Genomic DNA, 16912 nt, shown 5'->3' with positions numbered 1-16912 from the left:
GTTAATAGTAGGTGTATCTTCTTACACCTGCTATATGGCGAGCTAAGCGCATCACTTGATGTGTATAGCCATATTCATTGTCATACCATATGTAAAGGTTGACATGTTTTCCATCTGCTGCGACGATTGTTGCAGGAGCATCTACGACAGAAGATGCTGATGTGCCTATGATATCGGAAGATACCAGCTCTTCGTTGTCAGAATATTTTACTTGTTCAACCAAGCTGCCGTATAGCGCACTTTCTTTCAAAACAGAATTGAGTTCTTCTACCGTTGTTTTTTTGCTGATTTCAAGGTTTAAAATGGCGAGGGAGCCATTTGGAACAGGCACACGTATGGCATTGGATGTTAGTTTCCCGGTAAGTTCGGGTAGGACTTTAGCTACTGCAGATCCTGCCCCAGTTTCTGTTATCACCATGTTTAGAGCAGCTGCCCGACCTCTACGGTTTTTTCGGTGCATGTTGTCTACCAAATTCTGGTCATTGGTATAGGAGTGAATTGTCTCTATATGGCCATGTTTAATGCCGAATCTGTTCTGTATGATTTCTAAAATCGGAGAGATGGCATTGGTTGTACATGAAGCGGCAGAGAAAATAGCAGAATTTTCAACGTCAATCATGTCGTTGTTGACACCATATACGATATTAGGTACTCCTTTTCCAGGAGCTGTTAACAATACCTGAGCTGCTCCAACAGAGGACAAGTGTCTAGCGAGTTCATTGTTGTCTCTAAACGCACCCGTATTGTCTATTATGAGTGCATTATCGATGTCGTACTTGGTATAGTCAATTTCCTCGGGGTTTTTTGCCGAAATTATATATACGGTAGCTCCGTTGATGATTAATGCTCCTTTTGTTTCGTCTACTTCTACGACACCTTCGAAATCGCCATGTATGGAATCATTTTGTAATAATGTAGCTCTCTTTTGAAGGGTCTGGATGTCTACGTTGTCTCTTGTTACAATGGCACGTAGCCTTAGTTGGTGTCCCGCACCAGCCTTGCTGATTAATTCGCGGGCTAGTAATCGGCCAATTCTGCCAAATCCATAGAGTACAACGTCTCTTGGTTCAAACGTTTTGTGCTCTTGGGCAGAAAGCAATTCTTTTTTTATAAAGTAAAGGATGTTTTCCTCGTCGATGTTTTGATTACGGACTTCTAAAGCTAATTTTCCAATGTCTAAACGTGAAGGTGCTAGCTTTAAATGTTGCATCGATTCAGCGATCTGTAAAGTCTCAAAAATGCTTATTGGACTGTCCGAAAGCGCTTTTGATTCTTGATGTAATGTCAGGATGCGGCTTACCCGACGGTCAAAAAGTTGGTTGCGGAAAAAGACCAATTCAATGGAATGATTATACCATAGGTTGCTGACAATCTCTATAAGTTTAACGGCAGCGTTTTGTTTACTTTTATAACTTTTGATCTCGGATTCAAAAGTTGATTTTTGTACCATAATTTTGTTATAATTATTATGCCGCAAAAATAGGAGATAAATAACGTAAAAGTAGAATGTTTTTGAATAATTGATAAAAATTCAAATGCTGTATAGTGTTATTTTTTTGAATTTTTAATATTTAGGCGCTTTTGTTGTCGATTATTTAAAAAAATGTGTTTCGTTAGTAAGGGGGATATTTGTTTTTATTCTATTTGTCAATTAAAAAGAGTTCAGATGCGATCAAATCGGCGAAAAGTTTTCCTTTATTGCTTAGCTTATAGCAACCATCTTGATCCAATTTTATTTTCTCCTGCTCTATAAAAGGTTGTACTTCATGGAGTAAATGTGTTTGATAATCTGTGCCGAACATTTGCTGTACTTTATAGGGATCGACACCCCACATTGTTCGTAGAGAAGTCATGATATATTCATTGTATTGCTCATGAAGTGTGAGTGTTTCAACTTCTTGATTAATTTCTCCTTCTTGGATAGCGGCGATATATTTCGCATTGTTTGCGATATTCCAGCTCCGGGAGTTACCATTGTAAGAGTGGGCTGAAGGGCCTATACCTAAATAATGTTTGCCTTTCCAGTAACTTGTGTTGTGTTTGGCGTAATGGTCTTTTTTAGCAAAATTAGAAATCTCGTAATGCTCATAGTTATTACCTGTTAGCGTGTCGATCAACATGTTCATTTGTTCTTCTGCCTGTTCTTCAAGGATAGCAGGGGTCTTCCCCATTTTGATCTGATGGGCCAATGCTGTTTTGTTTTCGACGGTCATTGCATACGACGAGATGTGTGGAACAGCTAAGCCGACTAATTTGTTCATGTTTGACATCCACTTTTCGTTGGATAGCAAGGGGTATCCATAGATGAGGTCGCAGGTGATGTTTTCAAAACCAGCATCTTGTACTCTCTTGATACAGGCGTCGGCTTCCTGTGCATTGTGTGCTCTATTCATCCAGGTAAGATCTTCTTCAAAGAAGGATTGTATACCTATACTGAATCTATTGATTGAAGACGTTTTTAATGCTTTTGTTTTTTGAGCGGTAAGGTCATCCGGGTTGGCCTCTAGTGTGATTTCCGCTAGCGGGTCTATATCGTAATGTCGAGCTACTTGATCTATTAGTCGTTGGATGTCGGATGCATCGAGAATGGATGGTGTACCCCCACCAAAATAGATGGAGGTTATCTTTTTGCTATCCAGATAGTCCGAACGTAAGCCCAGTTCTTTTTCCAAAGCAAGCAACATTTCCTCTTTGTATTTTAGGGAGGTCGAGAAATGGAAGTCACAATAGTGACAGGCTTGCTTGCAGAATGGAATATGAAAATAGATCATTTTTGAGTCTTGAATAGACAAAGGTAGTTAAAATGTGATTCATTGGGTATTTTATAGGTGAAAGTACAGCACGCTAGATAGTGTATAGATAGTATGATGAAGGCAGTTCTGAGGGAGGTGTGTGTGGATAGTGCGGGGGGGCTCCGACTTAGACTTGTGCTCATCACGGACTCAGTGGCTTTTAAGTTAGGTTTGTTGGTAGATTGCACGTGTATTGTGATCTAATATACCTATTATTTAGCGGTATATAACAGGTTGCTTAGGTAAATAAGGGGTTGATTTTTTTGAGACAACCCCTTATTTATTTACAAAGTTTTACTTTTAGTTATGGTCACAATAATTGTCGCTAGCTTCAATGTCCGCTAAGCGCTGCGTGGGATCTATCCAAATTTTGGACGGCACTTTGTCTACAGGAACTTTGTAGGTCGGTATTGTCCAGTTCCAATCTGTTAATACGGTTCTTTTTACATTATGGTAGATGCTGTAGTCTTCAGCAGGTTTTTCGCCGCGCATCTCTCGTAGCGGGATGTAGAATAGTTCTTTGGAACCATCTTTGTACTCGACTAATACATCTATCGGCATAGCCAGATTGGATTTGTTTTTTAAGGTAATTGTGTTGTCAGTAACCTCTTGAATAGCGTAATCAATCTGGCGCGTGGTGTTTACAAAAAGATTAAAATACCATTTCAAATTAATCCCTGAAATCTCTTCGGCGACGCGCTTGAAGTCATTCGGTGTTGGATGTTTGAATTTCCATACCTCATAGAATTTCAAAAATGTTTTTTCTAAGTTAGATTTTCCGATGATATACCCTAATTGTTCGGCCAATACAGCGCCTTTATTGTATGCTTGATTGCTGTAGGCGTAGTTGGAATTGTAATAGTCTGCTAATAAGCTCATGGGTTCTTCTTTCCCAGATAAGGCTAGTTTGTAATATGCCCGGTAGGCATCGATCATCGGGTTGGTTTCCAAAGCTCCTTTTTTGTAGAATAATTGTTGCATACCCAGTTCTTCTACGTAACTGGTGAATCCCTCGTCGAACCACTCGTCTACGGTCTCATTGATACCGAATAAATGTTGGTACCAAGAATGGGCTGCTTCATGAAAGATAACACCTACTAAGCTTTTTATATTTCTGCCTCCGGTGACCAGCGTTGCTGTGCCGTATTCCATTCCTCCATCTCCTCCTTGTACGATGGTGTAAGTAGGCCATGGATAAGGGCCAAATTTCTTTCCGCTCAAATCTAAGAAATCTGCGGCAAGTTGAAGAGCTTGTTTCCAGTTGCTTTTAATAGAATCATTCGTCGGAATATAAACGGTGTACAGTTTGACACCTGCTTGGCTTTGTATGGAATCAACAATAAATTTGGGGTCGGCAGCCCATACAAAATCATGTATGTTTTCGGCTTTGTAGTGCCAGGTAGCTTTATTGTTTTGTGCGCTTACTTTTGCTTTTTTCTTATAGCCTTTTACCTCGTTTGGGTTTTGCAATACGCCGGAGGCGCCAACGATGTAGTTTTTATTCAATTGAATGGATACATCAAAGTTGCCAAAAGGAGCCACGAATTCGCGTGCCACGTACTCGTCCAAATGCCAGCCGAATTCGTCAAAGTGTGCCATTTTCGGGTACCATTGTGCCATTGATAGCGCTACACCTTCTTTTGAGTTGCGACCACTCCGTCTAATCTGTTCGGGTACCTGAGCTGTCCATGTCAAATCAAATGTTGCGGTAGTGCCGTCTGTAAGAGCGGAGGGAAGTGTTACTTCTAATACTGTTCCGTCGTTTTTGAAATGGGTATTAATACCATTAAAGGTTAGGGTTTTTATCTTTTGATAGCCAATTTGTTCTGGTTTTAGTTTAGCGATACGGCTTTCCCATTTCGGGTTTTCTTTGGTGCCTAGATTTGTGGCCATCCTGCTATCTGGGTCAGAGATATTGGATAGTCTGTAGTCCATCATGCTTTGCGGCTGGAAGGCATTGAAATACAGATGAAAATATACTTTTGAAAGACTTTGGCCAGAGTTGTTGGTATACTTCAGCGTCATTTGTCCATCGTACTGATAGTTTTTTTCATCAACATCGACGTATATTTTATAATCAACTTTTTGCTGCCAATAGCCTTTGCGTTGAGCGAAAGACGAATGGATGCATACGAAAGATATTAGTAGTAAAAGGTATAGTTTTAATTTCATATATATATAATTATTTCATGAGCTCACAAGCTCGGTTTGATTTTCAGTTGCCATTATCTTGTCCCGATTCTTCGGGATGGAATATCCAAACTATATTATGCACACTTTGTTGCAATTGGTGTGCATGCTGCTTCGCGGTCATTGGTGTTTGTGCAGTTCTGCTACATGGATATTTCATAGTTCAAACATACAAAAACAGATGTTAATTATAATGCCTGTGCTTTGAAAATTGAGTAATGATAATAGGGAGTACGACTAAAACTTGAAATACTCAATCTGGCTTTCTAACATTGCCTGATGGAGTAAGAGGTTGTCGTCGTCGTCCTGAAATAGTTTGTTACGCCAATATCTAGTAGGACTCTTCTTTCGTAAATAGATGACATATAAATTGCCTCCGGATCGGGTTAGGCTTCGGATGTGGTCTATGTCTATGATAGGGTATGTTAGCGTTTTGTCTGCGAAGCTCACCGTTAGGCTTTCTTCGTTTAGTGTCCATGTTGATGGATGTTGGCTTATTTTTACGGATACATACAAGATAATAGGAATTGTAAATAGTACAATGACGATCTTATATATTTCTGGAAGAGGGATATAGGAGCTTGCTCCACCGAAAATAAATAGAAGGGCAAAAAAGCAAAACATATATTTGCCTCTGTGCAATGTATTGATACGAAATGTTTGATTCATCAAACAAAGATAAAAACTTTAACGGGGCTGTCAGATCCTTTTTTGACAGCCCCGTAAGAAGATTAAAGTTTAAAGTATTTTTCTGGATTTATTTTTTTGTCGTTTTTCAATATTTCATAATGTAGATGGGGGCCTGTACTTCGACCAGTGCTACCTAATAGACCTATGATTTTACCTGCATCGATAGTTTGTCCTTGTTTTACTTTGGTTCTGGAAAGATGCGCATAACGTGTTTCGTATCCATTCTTATGTTTTACTTTAACGACGTACCCATAATCTCCATCATACCCAGCAAAGGTAACTTTGCCTGTTGCAGTAGCCTTGATCGGATCTCCCGTCTTTCCTTTTAGGTCTACGCCGGAATGCATCTCTCTTCCTCTGTTTGTGAATGGGTTGGATCTATAACCAAATTTGGATGTTACTTTGCCGTTGTGGGGTATGCCAATTGGTATATTAGATAGCTTTTTGTCAAGATCCTTTAATGCCTCTTCATAATATTCACTCAAAAGATCTATGTTTTCTTCGTCAATCTCGATAGGACCGCCTGCATTTTGTAATGCGATGGTTTTTAGTCCTCGGTTTTTCATTTTCTCATTAATACGCTCGAGTGTCGAGTCGATCTTGTTGAATGATTTTTTAGCTTCGATTATATCTTTGTCTGTTTCATCTTTTTTTAATGCCAATTGACGGTTCTTTTTATTTACTTGATCAAGGGTGGCTTCGTACTTGGAGCTTAAGTCTTTTTCTTGCTTGTTTGATAAGTATAATACGGATCCTAAAGAAGCAACGATAAGAACTAGTACAGATAGGGCTATGTTTTTCCAGTGTTTTACGATCAGTGTGGGGACTTGCAGGCTTTTGTCTTTATATCCCTCTATGCAAATCAATACAGATGATTTTTTCTTTAACATGTTTTCAACTTTTATTGTGTCTTACATACGGTGCCTGCAAAAGTACAGATTATGTGCTTAAGTATCAATTTGTTGTTGTTGATTTTCAATATGTTATTGTTAAAGTTTGTTAAAAATGTTCATTTTTGTAGCATGTCATTTGCAAATAAACTGATTGTATGGTACCGGGCTGAAGGTCGGGATTTACCCTGGAGGAAGACCGAAGATCCTTATATTATTTGGTTGTCGGAGGTTATTCTGCAACAAACCAGAGTGGAGCAGGGGCTTCCGTATTTTTACACTTTTGTTGAGCATTTTCCCTCTGTTTTAGAGTTTGCTAAAGCGAGTGAGGACGAACTATTGAGGCTTTGGCAGGGCTTAGGTTATTATTCGCGTGCCCGTAATATGCACAAGGCAGCAAAAATTATTGCTGATAACTTCAATGGTGAATTTCCTCGGCGATATGAGGATTTGTTGCGCTTGCCGGGGATCGGTGAGTATACTGCCGCTGCTATCTCTTCTTTTTCTGCTGGTGAACGGAAGGCCGTGTTGGATGGCAATGTATTTCGCGTGTTGTCCCGGGTATTTGGGATAGCAACTCCCATTAATACCACAGAGGGGAAAAAGCTATTTCAACAACTTGCCCAAGAATTGATTAGTGAAACTGATCCGGGAATCTATAATCATGCGATAATGGATTTTGGAGCTACCGTGTGCAAACCAAAAGCACCTTTATGTCAGGAATGTGTTTTACAGGGTGAGTGTGCGGCTTTTGAAGAAGATCTTATAACGATGTTGCCTGTAAAGATTAAGGGGAAAAAATCTAGAAATCGATATTTTAATTATTTTATAGTCGAAGAGGAGGGAACGGTGTTAATGGCCAAGCGTGGCGGCGAAGATGTATGGGCCAATTTGTATGAATTTCCACTTATCGAATCAAAAGAAGATATAAATCTGGAAGAGCTGATCAATGGAGATGAGTATCGTAAATATTTCGGAAATACAGTGGCAGAGCCAATTGGTGGCATGGTAAAACATGTCCTGAGCCATCAAAATATCTACGCTCGTTTTTACAGAGTTGACGGTTTAGGTGAACTTTTGAAAAAAAAAGATTCCTGGGATTACTTTTTGTTAGAAAATTTGGATAAATTAGCTAAGCATAAACTTATTTTTTCTTTTATTAATAAGTATTTATAAGACTAAATCAAATTCCTAAATTATATGTCTAGTGTTAACAAAGTTATTTTAGTAGGTCATCTGGGTAAAGATCCTGAATTACGTTATTTAGAAGGTAATGTTAGTGTTGCGAGTTTTCCGCTTGCCACTTCTGAAACCTTTAATAAAGATGGTAAAAAAGTAGAGCAAACGGAGTGGCATAATGTGGTCATGTGGAGGGGACTTGCGGATGTAGCGGCAAAATACCTTACCAAAGGTCGTCTGGTATACATTGAAGGAAAGCTTCGAACCCGATCTTATGAGGATAAAGAGGGTGTACGTCGGTATACTACAGAGATTGTGGCAGAAAGTTTTAATATTTTAGGTCGACGTTCTGATTTTGAAGCAACTACTAATACGCAGACTGCTTCTGGTACGACGACAACTGGCCAAACACAGGAACAACAGGTCGATTTTACGGAGAATAATGAAGAAGAAGACGGGTTACCGTTTTAAACTATGAAATAATAGAGAAAGGGGTTCTTGAAATTTTATTTTTTGCCGTATCTTTGGCTTTATGTTGCAAGATAAAATAAAGCAGTATACCGAAGAGATTGAGCAGTTTATTCCAAGCTCGGCAGCCGATGTTGAAGCATTTAGGTTGAAGTTTTTAGTTTCTAAGGGTATAGTAAAGAGTTTATTTGAAGAGTTCAAGACGGTTTCTACTGAAGAGAAACGTGTGCTGGGGAAGGTCTTGAATGAGTTCAAACAATTAGCGGAAGGAAAATTTGAGGAGTCACAAAGTCAATTTCAGCAATCGACCAATGCTTTAAAGCGAGTGGAGGGTGATTTGACCCTGCCGGGCGAAGGTCTGGAACTGGGATCGAGACACCCATTGTCTTTAGTGCGTAAAGAAATTGTTGAGATTTTTAAAAAGCTCGGTTTTGTTGTTTCTGAGGGACCAGAGATCGAAGATGATTGGCATAATTTTTCAGCTTTGAATTTTCCGCCAGAGCATCCTGCCCGTGATATGCAAGATACTTTTTTTATTAAGAAACAGGAAGGAAACGATATTGCGCTACGTACACATACCTCGTCTGTTCAGGTTCGTATGATGGAGGCGGGTAAGCCCCCTTTTCGTGCTATTATGCCAGGACGTGTTTATAGAAATGAAGCTATTTCTGCCCGAGCACATTGCTTTTTTCATCAGGTTGAGGGATTGTATGTCGATGAAAATGTTTCGTTTGCAGATTTGAAACAGACACTTTTTCATTTTGTTCAGGAGCTTTATGGTGAGGGTACAAAAGTACGATTCCGTCCTTCTTACTTCCCGTTTACGGAGCCTTCTGCTGAGATGGATATTTCGTGTACTATATGTAAAGGCGCTGGATGCAACTTGTGTAAAGGCTCAGGCTGGGTTGAAATTTTAGGATGTGGGATGGTCGATCCAAACGTATTGGAAAACTGCGGTATTGATAGTAAAAAATACAGTGGGTTTGCTTTCGGGATGGGCATAGAACGTGTCACTAATTTAAAGTATGAAATTAAGGATTTACGTCTTTTCTCTGAGAATGATAGTCGTTTCTTAGCACAGTTTGAAACGGAAATTATATAATGAAGCGAGTTGGTGTCTATATTGCATTCATTCTGACTTTAACGCTACTTGGAGGGTGTGGAGGTAATGGGTGCAATGTGGTGCCAAATATAACTGTACGGGAAGGTTTTTCGCAAGGATCTCATCCAAACTTGTTTGCCGCTTTTGGATCTGGATATCTCTCTGGAGGAGTTTGTGGCTTAATCGTTTACAATAAAGGGGATGGTTTTGTTGCCTATGATCGATGTAGTACAGTTAATCCCGAGCAACGAAATGCCTTAGAATTGGTTGGAGCCAATATTGTGAGTGATCCGGTGAGTGGAGCTAAATGGGATTTGACCAATGGATTTCCAATGAGCATAGCTGAGTGCCCGTTAAAACCGTATCGAGTCGGAGTTTTTGGTGGTTCATATTTGGTTACAAATTAGCCTATGAATCAAGAAGAACAAGTGTATACCATAAAACGAGCCGCACGGGAGCTTTTTCGTAAGTATGGTTATAACAAGACAAGTGTCAATGAGTTGGCTAAACAGTCGAACATTTCAAAAGTAACCTTCTACAAGTATTTTCCTTCCAAAGAATCTATTCTTCATGAGGTTTTGATGGATTATATCCGCGAGAATGTGGAGGATATTCTGAATTCTGGCGTACGGGAAAAAGATCTTCCTACATTTTTAGCAAATACAATATTAAGGGTGAGCCGTGTGACGTATACTGTCTGTAATGAGTTTGTGGGGTGGGAATTTATACGTGAATCTACAAATGCTCAGGAGTATTTAAAGATTTTATCCGATGATTTGGAGTTTCTTTTGTTGAGTTCGTTTATTAAAAATGAAACGATCGGAAGTACTATTGCAGAAGAAAAGTTGACATTTTTGATAAAGACCAGTAAAAATATTGTCTTTTCTTTTGCTTTTACGGCTGTGACAGAGGCCGATGTTAAGAAGAATTTTATCTCTTTCCAAAAGGAGATTCTTCCTTATTTGGTGCAGGCGACCCTCGCCTAATTGTTTGTATCAAAGGATTCAGGTGTATTTATTAGTTGTTGTCCTGTATTGCAGGATAGTGGTAATTTGCTGTTAAAAATGTATTTTTGCAAGTATATGGGAAGAAGAATACCGCAAGAAAAAAGAAATTTGAGTAATGTCGAAATTTTCGATATTGCAGAGGAGGGAAAAGGTGTGGCTAGGCACGATGATTTAGTGCTGTTTATAGAAAAGGCTATACCTGGGGATGTGGTGAATGTTGAGTTGCAACGCAAGAAAAAGAGTTTTGCGGAGGGGCGTGTTACAGAGATCTTAACATCGTCACCTTATCGTATAGAGCCATTTTGCCCTCACTTTGGAGTTTGCGGCGGTTGTAAATGGCAACATATGGAATATGATGCTCAACTGAAATTTAAACAACAATCGGTACACAATGCCTTGTCTCGTATAGGTAAGGTGGATGCTACTTCAATGGAGCCTATTTTGGGTTCTGCACAAACAATGTATTATCGCAATAAGCTGGAGTTTACTTTTTCAAACAAGCGTTGGTTGACCAATAAGGATGAAGAGGTAGATACGAATGATATGGATGCCTTAGGTTTTCACGTACCAGGGCGTTTTGACAAAATTCTTGATATAGAACATTGTTTTTTACAAGAAGATCCATCGAATCAACTGCGTAACGCTGTCCGAAATTACGCTGTTGAAAAGCAGATTTCGTTTTATGATCTCCGTATGCATGAGGGTGCGCTGCGTAATCTCATTATAAGGACTTCGTCTACGGGGGAAGTTATGGTTATTGTTGTTTTTGCCTATCCAGAGGAAGGGCAGGTTGAGTTGTTGATGGAGTATATCGCTTCTCAATTCCCTGAAATTGTGTCTTTGCTTTATATTATCAATCAGAAAAAGAACGACACGATTTTTGACCAGGATATTCATGTGTTTCGTGGGAGGGACTTTATTTATGAGGAGATGGAGGGCTTGAAGTTTAAGGTCGGGCCAAAATCTTTTTATCAAACTAATTCTCGTCAGGCTTATGAGCTGTATAAGATTACGAGAGAATTTGCCGATCTTAAAGGAACAGAGTTAGTTTATGATTTGTATACTGGGGCAGGCACGATTGCTAATTTTGTTGCGAAAAATGCAAGGGAAGTAGTAGGTGTTGAGTATGTGCCTACGGCAATTGAAGATGCGAAGGTCAACTCGGCAATTAATGATATTCATAATACGAAGTTTTTTGCGGGAGATATGAAGGATGTATTGACCACTGATTTTATTGCTGTGCACGGTAAGCCTGATGTGGTTATTACTGATCCTCCTCGGGCAGGAATGCATGCCGATGTCGTGAAACGTATTTTAGAAATGGAAGCGCCAAAGGTTGTCTATGTTAGTTGTAATGCTGCTACGCAGGCTCGCGACCTAGAGATGCTTAGTGTGAAATATGATGTGACTCGTATCAAGCCGGTGGATATGTTCCCGCAGACACAACATGTAGAGAATGTCGTTTTATTAATGTTAAAATAGTAACGTATGGATTTAAAAGATCTTTTTAAAGGACATCCTGAGCATGAAAATACGCAAAATGCATCTCAGCCAAGTCCATTGCAAAGTTTAAAAGTGGATTTGGATTTCTATAGCGATTCTATAAAAGAGATATCGAACGAAATGATCGCAGAGGGTTATACGCAGTATCCGATATTTGTAGCACATCAACATGAGGTTAATATTGGGGAGGTAATTTTGGATCGTACTGAACTTGACACAAATTGGACAATAAATGCAAGTTCGCTAGAAGAGCTTGTTGATAAAAATGTGATTCAGGAAGAGCGACGGGCTTATTTTGAGAAAAACTTTAAGAAAGCAAGTGAGTTTATGTGTCTGTTTGTAGTGGTACCAGAGGGAGCAAATTTTGTTTTTTACCCATTTAAGTAGTTTTTTACTTTAATACTTTTTAACATTCTCTAGTCTGATATTTGTTTACATTAGTGTCAATGATTAAGTTTTTTATCAAAACCGCAATTTTATTTTCTGTTTTGTTCTTTTTTGTTCAAAAGGGATCTGCGCAGCTTACGGACCTACCGAAGGTGTCTGGTTTGGTCTTGGAAAAGAGCACGGGCCTTCGGTTGGCAGATGTTAACGTGGTTAACTTGAAGTCGAATAAGAAGGTTACTTCCAATAACTTTGGGGTATTTTATATAGAAGCGATGGTTGGTGATAGTCTTTCTATTTCAAAAGTGGGATACGGCTCTTTGAAACTTGTATTGTATACACTGGATGATGTTGTGCTGGAAATGCAGCCGGGAATGCAGATCGAAACAGTAATTGTGGCGAGAAAGACAAGACAGCAAGAAATGGAGGATATACTGAAAGATTATGAGAAGAAAGGTATTTATAATGGAGGAAAAAATAAGGTTGGAACATATTTAAATAGTCCTGCGACAGCATTGTATAATCTTTTTGGGAGGGAGGCGAAGAATATGAAGCGATTTGAAAAGTATATGAATCGTGAAGTAAATGAAATTGCTGTGGATCGGATTTTTACCAAAGATATTGTTAGTGAACATACGGGGTTAGAGGGGGAGTCACTTCAAAATTTTATGGAGATTTATAGACCTTCTTATGAGCTTTCCAAAAACTGGGGACAATATGATTTGTTAAATTACATTGCCAAATCTCTTAAGTCGTGGGACGAACAAGGAAGGCCTGCTCCTGTCAAACTACCAAAACTAGAGATTCCTCCACAAAATTAACTAAAGGACAGCTTAATCAAGTCAGGTTGATGATTAAAAACGACTTTTGGCATTTGCTTTGTTTAGTAGTCAAAAGGATATATAGAAACATTATTTGTAAAGTTATGAAAATGAATAAGAAATTAGCAGTATATGGTCTTTCGTTGGCTACATCTGCAATGTTGTTAGGTAGCTGTTCGACGATTCAAAATGCTAATAATACAACCAAAGGCGGTGCTATCGGCACAGCAGCTGGCGCTGGTTTAGGGGCATTGATCGGTGGTAAAGCAGGTAACACAGCGATTGGAGCTATTGCTGGAGCGGTGATTGGTGGTGCTGCAGGGGCTTTGATCGGTAATAAGATGGACAAACAGGCGAAAGAGATCGAGAATACAGTAGCAGGAGCACAAGTTGAGCAGGTTGGAGAAGCTATTTTAGTGAAATTTGATTCCGGAATTTTGTTTGATTTTAATAAATCGACATTAAAGGGCGATGCAAAGACAAATATTGCCAAGCTTGTAGAGACTTTAAATAAAGAACCTAATACAGAAATTTTAGTTATTGGTCATACGGACAATGTAGGTACTTTGGCTGCAAATGATAAAGTTTCTAATGACCGCGCTAGATCTGTAAAAGAATACGCTGTTTCACAAGGGCTGTCTGCTGCGCGTATCTCTACCGAAGGGAAGAACTATTCTGAGCCAATTGCTTCTAATGATACAGAAGCCGGACGTGCTCAAAATCGCCGCGTGGAAATTGTAATCACTGCAGGAAAAAAAATGCAAGAAGAAGCAAAAAGACAAGCAGGACAGTAATTTGAGCTATTTTTTTGATTAAGATATGAGGCTTTCCGAATAGGGAAGCCTTTTTTTTCGAAAGTGTCCGTATTATTGATTTGTTTTCACTGTTTATGGCATCAATGAGTTTAATTGTGCAGTTCAATAGATATCAAGAACTTTTTTCATAATGTTTTCTTTTGTGTTAGTATTCAGGAATTCTCCCGATAACAGCGGGATTGGTTCATGTCTCTTGGTGATCCTCTAGCTGGCGGATCCATGAAAGTTTTATTATTTGTTAAAATTTGGTAAGCTCTGCCAAACTGTCATTAAAAATGATATTTTATTTTTAACTTTGTAGTCTTTTACAATAAGCTATGTTAGAATTAACGCATACAACAAAGACACACGATGAAAGTCGTCAGGGAGAAGCTTTGGATTTCGCTCCAACCGGTAAGTCGGATGGAAGGAAGCTCTATATTGAGAGCTATGGCTGTCAGATGAATTTTTCGGATAGTGAGATTGTTGCATCTATATTGATTGATAAAGGGTTTGAGACCACCAAAGATTATAAGGATGCGGACGTCGTATTTATTAATACCTGTTCTATTCGGGAAAATGCGGAGCAGCGGGTTCGGAATCGGTTGAAGGAGTTTGAGTCGGCTAAAGCGAAGAATCCAGGAATGATCGTGGGTGTGCTGGGCTGTATGGCAGAGCGACTAAAAGCAAAGTTTCTTGAAGAAGAGAAATTGGTGGATGTGGTTGTGGGTCCAGACGCTTACCGTGATCTACCGAATTTGATTGATAAGGTTGATGATGGAAGTAAAGCGGTAAATGTGCTTCTTTCTAGAGAAGAAACCTATGCTGACATCAGCCCGGTGCGTTTAAATTCTAACGGAGTCTCTGCCTTCATCTCCATCATGCGAGGTTGTGATAACATGTGTTCATTCTGTGTTGTTCCATTCACTCGTGGTAGAGAAAGAAGTCGAGATGTACAGTCAATTTTGAAAGAGGCACAGGAGTTGTTCTCTGCTGGATATCGGGAAGTTACATTGTTGGGTCAAAATGTGGACTCGTACAAATATACGCCTAAAGTAGAAGAAGGTGAGGAGCCTTTACCAACGGTGAATTTTGCAAACTTGCTGGAGCAAGTGGCTTTGATAAGTCCAGAATTGAGAATACGATTTTCGACTTCACATCCAAAAGACATTACCGATGAGGTGTTGTATACAATTGCTAAATATGAAAATATTTGTAAATACATCCATTTGCCTATACAGTCGGGCAATTCGAGGGTGTTGGAGCTGATGAATCGTACATACGATAGGGCGTGGTATATGGAGCGGGTAGAATCGATCCGTCGTATCATCCCAGCGTGTGCGATATCTACGGATGTGATTACGGGTTTTTGTACGGAGACTGAAGAGGAGCATCAAGATACGTTATCGATGATGGATTTCGTGAAGTATGACTTTGCTTATATGTTTGCTTATTCTGAACGGCCGGGTACTTTAGCTGCTAAACGTTTTGAAGACGATATTCCTGAGGATGTGAAAAAAAGACGTTTGACGGAAGTTGTAAATAAACAACAAGAGCATAGTTTGGAGCGTATACAGCAATATGTAGGAAAGGTACATAAAGTCCTGATTGAGGGGTTTTCTAAGCGTTCGGACCAGGATTATTGTGGCCGGAACGATCAAAATACAATGGTAGTATTCCCGGTAGACCCAAGGTATAGTGTTGGGGATTATGTGTATGTGTTGGGTGAAAGCTGTACTTCTGCTACATTGATCGGTAAAATAGTCGATTAGTGTCTCTGTCTGATAGAAACTCAATAACGATCCTTAATACGAATTAAGAATGGATATCCAGGATATAAAAAATAGATTTGGAATCATTGGTAACTCTCCATTACTCAATCGAGCAATAGACGTAGCAAAGCAGGTCGCACCTACGGATATCTCTGTCCTAATACAGGGTGAGAGTGGATCAGGAAAGGAGGTGTTTTCTCATATTATCCACCAGTTAAGTGCGCGAAAACACGGTCCTTTTATTGCTGTCAATTGTGGTGCAATTCCGGAAGGAACTATAGATTCGGAGCTTTTTGGTCACGAAAAAGGATCTTTTACAGGGGCCCACGAAGCACGTAAGGGATATTTTGAGGTGGTGGATGGAGGTACTGTATTTTTGGATGAAGTCGGTGAGTTACCGCTAAATACACAGGCTCGTTTACTTCGGGTATTAGAATCCGGAGAGTATATACGCGTCGGATCATCGAAAGTTCAGAAGACAAATGTCCGTGTCGTTGCTGCTACTAATGTAGACGTATATGAAGCTGTGAAAAAGAGCAAATTCAGGGAAGATCTTTATTACAGGTTAAATACCGTTCCTCTGCGGATACCTTCTTTGCGTGAACGTAAGGAGGATATCTTTTTGCTTTTTCGGAAGTTTGTTGTGGATTTTTCGGATAAATATCGTTCTCCTGGGGTACAGTTGACTCCTGATGCTCAGGAATTGTTGTCGAATTATAATTGGCCGGGAAATGTTCGGCAGTTGAAAAATATTGCGGAACAAATAGCTGTTTTGGAAAAGGAACGCATTGTTGATGCTCGTATTTTAAGCAACTATTTGCCATTAGAAAAAAGTGCAAATAGTCTTCCTGTATTTGTAAAAGATCAGAGTAAAGAAGATTTTTCGGAACGAGATATTCTTTATAAAGTCCTTTTCGATATGAAAAAGGATATGGTGGATCTGAAGAAATTAGTTGTAGAGTTGTTGCAAAATGGAACTACGCCTGCATCTTATGATCAAAATTCGCAGTATATTAATCAATTGTATCAAGAGGTAAAGCCTGGTACGGCACAGCTTTATAATGAAGAGATTAATACGACGCCTACATTGACAATACACAATCCGAGTACTAGCTCTTCAGGCAACAGCTATGTTTCGATTGATGATACACAAGATGTGGAAGAGATCGAGGAATCTCTCTCGTTGGTAGACAAAGAGTCGGATATGATTAAAAAGGCGCTGAAAAAGCACAAAGGTAAACGGAAGTCTGCTGCGCAGGAACTTGGTATTTCCGAACGTACTTTATACAGAAAAATTAAGGATTTAAATTTAGATTAAGT

16 protein-coding genes are annotated in these 16912 nt (G+C 39.4%); 11 read left to right on the top strand and 5 right to left on the bottom strand.

Annotation, left to right across the window (positions count from 1 at the left end; genetic code table 11):
* Position 1: 1 nt before the first annotated feature.
* The 5 genes from G7B20_RS07005 to G7B20_RS06985 all read right to left on the bottom strand — a co-directional run bounded on the left by G7B20_RS07005 (position 2) and on the right by G7B20_RS06985 (position 6562).
* The gene (locus G7B20_RS07005) at positions 2-1450 is read right to left on the bottom strand and encodes a glyceraldehyde-3-phosphate dehydrogenase (protein ID WP_164109653.1); all 1449 of its coding nucleotides are present in this window, start codon (positions 1448-1450) and stop codon (positions 2-4) included.
* A gap of 190 nt (positions 1451-1640) precedes the next feature.
* A complete protein-coding gene (gene hemW, locus G7B20_RS07000) occupies positions 1641-2771 on the bottom strand; it encodes a radical SAM family heme chaperone HemW (RefSeq protein ID WP_164109651.1) in 1131 nt (376 codons plus the stop codon).
* A 321-nt stretch (positions 2772-3092) separates the two neighbouring features.
* Positions 3093-4964 carry a M1 family metallopeptidase gene (locus G7B20_RS06995; RefSeq protein WP_164109647.1) on the bottom strand — a complete coding sequence of 624 codons (1872 nt, stop codon included), beginning with the start codon at positions 4962-4964 and terminating at the stop codon, positions 3093-3095.
* Positions 4965-5219: 255 nt separating this feature from the next.
* Positions 5220-5651, bottom strand: a complete 432-nt coding sequence (locus G7B20_RS06990) for a hypothetical protein (protein WP_164109645.1) — start codon at positions 5649-5651, stop codon at positions 5220-5222.
* Positions 5652-5713: 62 nt separating this feature from the next.
* On the bottom strand, positions 5714-6562 hold the full coding sequence (locus G7B20_RS06985) for a M23 family metallopeptidase (protein ID WP_164109643.1): 849 nt from the start codon (positions 6560-6562) through the stop codon (positions 5714-5716).
* A 132-nt stretch (positions 6563-6694) separates the two neighbouring features.
* On the opposite strand from G7B20_RS06985, the gene mutY reads away from it, so the two are divergent.
* From mutY to G7B20_RS06930, 11 genes are all read left to right on the top strand, one after another.
* Positions 6695-7738, top strand: coding sequence for an A/G-specific adenine glycosylase (gene mutY / locus G7B20_RS06980; protein ID WP_164109640.1), 1044 nt, complete (start codon positions 6695-6697; stop codon positions 7736-7738).
* 24 nt (positions 7739-7762) lie between these two features.
* A complete protein-coding gene (locus G7B20_RS06975) occupies positions 7763-8212 on the top strand; it encodes a single-stranded DNA-binding protein (protein WP_164109638.1) in 450 nt (149 codons plus the stop codon).
* Between the two features lie 61 nt (positions 8213-8273).
* Positions 8274-9311 (top strand): phenylalanine--tRNA ligase subunit alpha, encoded by a 1038-nt coding sequence (pheS, locus tag G7B20_RS06970; protein ID WP_164109636.1) that lies wholly within the window; start codon positions 8274-8276, stop codon positions 9309-9311.
* A complete protein-coding gene (locus tag G7B20_RS06965; RefSeq protein WP_164109634.1) occupies positions 9311-9718 on the top strand; it encodes a hypothetical protein in 408 nt (135 codons plus the stop codon). The genes pheS and G7B20_RS06965 overlap by 1 nt, the downstream gene beginning before the upstream one ends.
* 3 nt (positions 9719-9721) lie before the next feature.
* Positions 9722-10297 (top strand): TetR/AcrR family transcriptional regulator, encoded by a 576-nt coding sequence (locus G7B20_RS06960; protein WP_164109631.1) that lies wholly within the window; start codon positions 9722-9724, stop codon positions 10295-10297.
* A 96-nt stretch (positions 10298-10393) separates the two neighbouring features.
* The gene (gene rlmD, locus G7B20_RS06955) at positions 10394-11800 is read left to right on the top strand and encodes a 23S rRNA (uracil(1939)-C(5))-methyltransferase RlmD (protein ID WP_164109629.1); all 1407 of its coding nucleotides are present in this window, start codon (positions 10394-10396) and stop codon (positions 11798-11800) included.
* A 6-nt stretch (positions 11801-11806) separates the two neighbouring features.
* A complete protein-coding gene (locus G7B20_RS06950; RefSeq protein ID WP_164109627.1) occupies positions 11807-12208 on the top strand; it encodes a hypothetical protein in 402 nt (133 codons plus the stop codon).
* Positions 12209-12267: 59 nt separating this feature from the next.
* A complete protein-coding gene (locus G7B20_RS06945) occupies positions 12268-13026 on the top strand; it encodes a hypothetical protein (protein WP_164109625.1) in 759 nt (252 codons plus the stop codon).
* 104 nt (positions 13027-13130) lie between these two features.
* Positions 13131-13820 carry an OmpA family protein gene (locus G7B20_RS06940; protein ID WP_164109623.1) on the top strand — a complete coding sequence of 230 codons (690 nt, stop codon included), beginning with the start codon at positions 13131-13133 and terminating at the stop codon, positions 13818-13820.
* A gap of 338 nt (positions 13821-14158) precedes the next feature.
* Positions 14159-15592 carry a tRNA (N6-isopentenyl adenosine(37)-C2)-methylthiotransferase MiaB gene (miaB, locus tag G7B20_RS06935; protein ID WP_164109621.1) on the top strand — a complete coding sequence of 478 codons (1434 nt, stop codon included), beginning with the start codon at positions 14159-14161 and terminating at the stop codon, positions 15590-15592.
* A 49-nt stretch (positions 15593-15641) separates the two neighbouring features.
* The gene (locus G7B20_RS06930) at positions 15642-16910 is read left to right on the top strand and encodes a sigma 54-interacting transcriptional regulator (protein WP_164109619.1); all 1269 of its coding nucleotides are present in this window, start codon (positions 15642-15644) and stop codon (positions 16908-16910) included.
* Positions 16911-16912: the final 2 nt, after the last annotated feature.

This window comes from Sphingobacterium sp. xlx-96, from assembly GCF_011007365.1.
GTDB classification, from domain to species: Bacteria; Bacteroidota; Bacteroidia; order Sphingobacteriales; family Sphingobacteriaceae; genus Sphingobacterium; species Sphingobacterium luzhongxinii.
Note: the sequence above shows the minus strand (reverse complement) of the source record. Positions and strands in the feature narration are given on the sequence as shown.

What these genes read in the sequence shown, in the direction of transcription:
- pheS (WP_164109636.1), top strand. Translation starts at nt 8,274, where the DNA reads ATGTTGCAAGATAAAATAAAGCAGTATACCGAAGAGATTGAGCAGTTT.
- mutY (WP_164109640.1), top strand. Translation starts at nt 6,695, where the DNA reads ATGTCATTTGCAAATAAACTGATTGTATGGTACCGGGCTGAAGGTCGG.
- G7B20_RS06995 (WP_164109647.1), bottom strand. Translation starts at nt 4,964, where the DNA reads ATGAAATTAAAACTATACCTTTTACTACTAATATCTTTCGTATGCATC.
- hemW (WP_164109651.1), bottom strand. Translation starts at nt 2,771, where the DNA reads ATGATCTATTTTCATATTCCATTCTGCAAGCAAGCCTGTCACTATTGT.
- G7B20_RS06930 (WP_164109619.1), top strand. Translation starts at nt 15,642, where the DNA reads ATGGATATCCAGGATATAAAAAATAGATTTGGAATCATTGGTAACTCT.
- G7B20_RS06950 (WP_164109627.1), top strand. Translation starts at nt 11,807, where the DNA reads ATGGATTTAAAAGATCTTTTTAAAGGACATCCTGAGCATGAAAATACG.
- G7B20_RS06965 (WP_164109634.1), top strand. Translation starts at nt 9,311, where the DNA reads ATGAAGCGAGTTGGTGTCTATATTGCATTCATTCTGACTTTAACGCTA.
- G7B20_RS06975 (WP_164109638.1), top strand. Translation starts at nt 7,763, where the DNA reads ATGTCTAGTGTTAACAAAGTTATTTTAGTAGGTCATCTGGGTAAAGAT.
- miaB (WP_164109621.1), top strand. Translation starts at nt 14,159, where the DNA reads ATGTTAGAATTAACGCATACAACAAAGACACACGATGAAAGTCGTCAG.
- rlmD (WP_164109629.1), top strand. Translation starts at nt 10,394, where the DNA reads ATGGGAAGAAGAATACCGCAAGAAAAAAGAAATTTGAGTAATGTCGAA.
- G7B20_RS07005 (WP_164109653.1), bottom strand. Translation starts at nt 1,450, where the DNA reads ATGGTACAAAAATCAACTTTTGAATCCGAGATCAAAAGTTATAAAAGT.
- G7B20_RS06985 (WP_164109643.1), bottom strand. Translation starts at nt 6,562, where the DNA reads ATGTTAAAGAAAAAATCATCTGTATTGATTTGCATAGAGGGATATAAA.
- G7B20_RS06960 (WP_164109631.1), top strand. Translation starts at nt 9,722, where the DNA reads ATGAATCAAGAAGAACAAGTGTATACCATAAAACGAGCCGCACGGGAG.
- G7B20_RS06990 (WP_164109645.1), bottom strand. Translation starts at nt 5,651, where the DNA reads ATGAATCAAACATTTCGTATCAATACATTGCACAGAGGCAAATATATG.
- G7B20_RS06940 (WP_164109623.1), top strand. Translation starts at nt 13,131, where the DNA reads ATGAAAATGAATAAGAAATTAGCAGTATATGGTCTTTCGTTGGCTACA.
- G7B20_RS06945 (WP_164109625.1), top strand. Translation starts at nt 12,268, where the DNA reads ATGATTAAGTTTTTTATCAAAACCGCAATTTTATTTTCTGTTTTGTTC.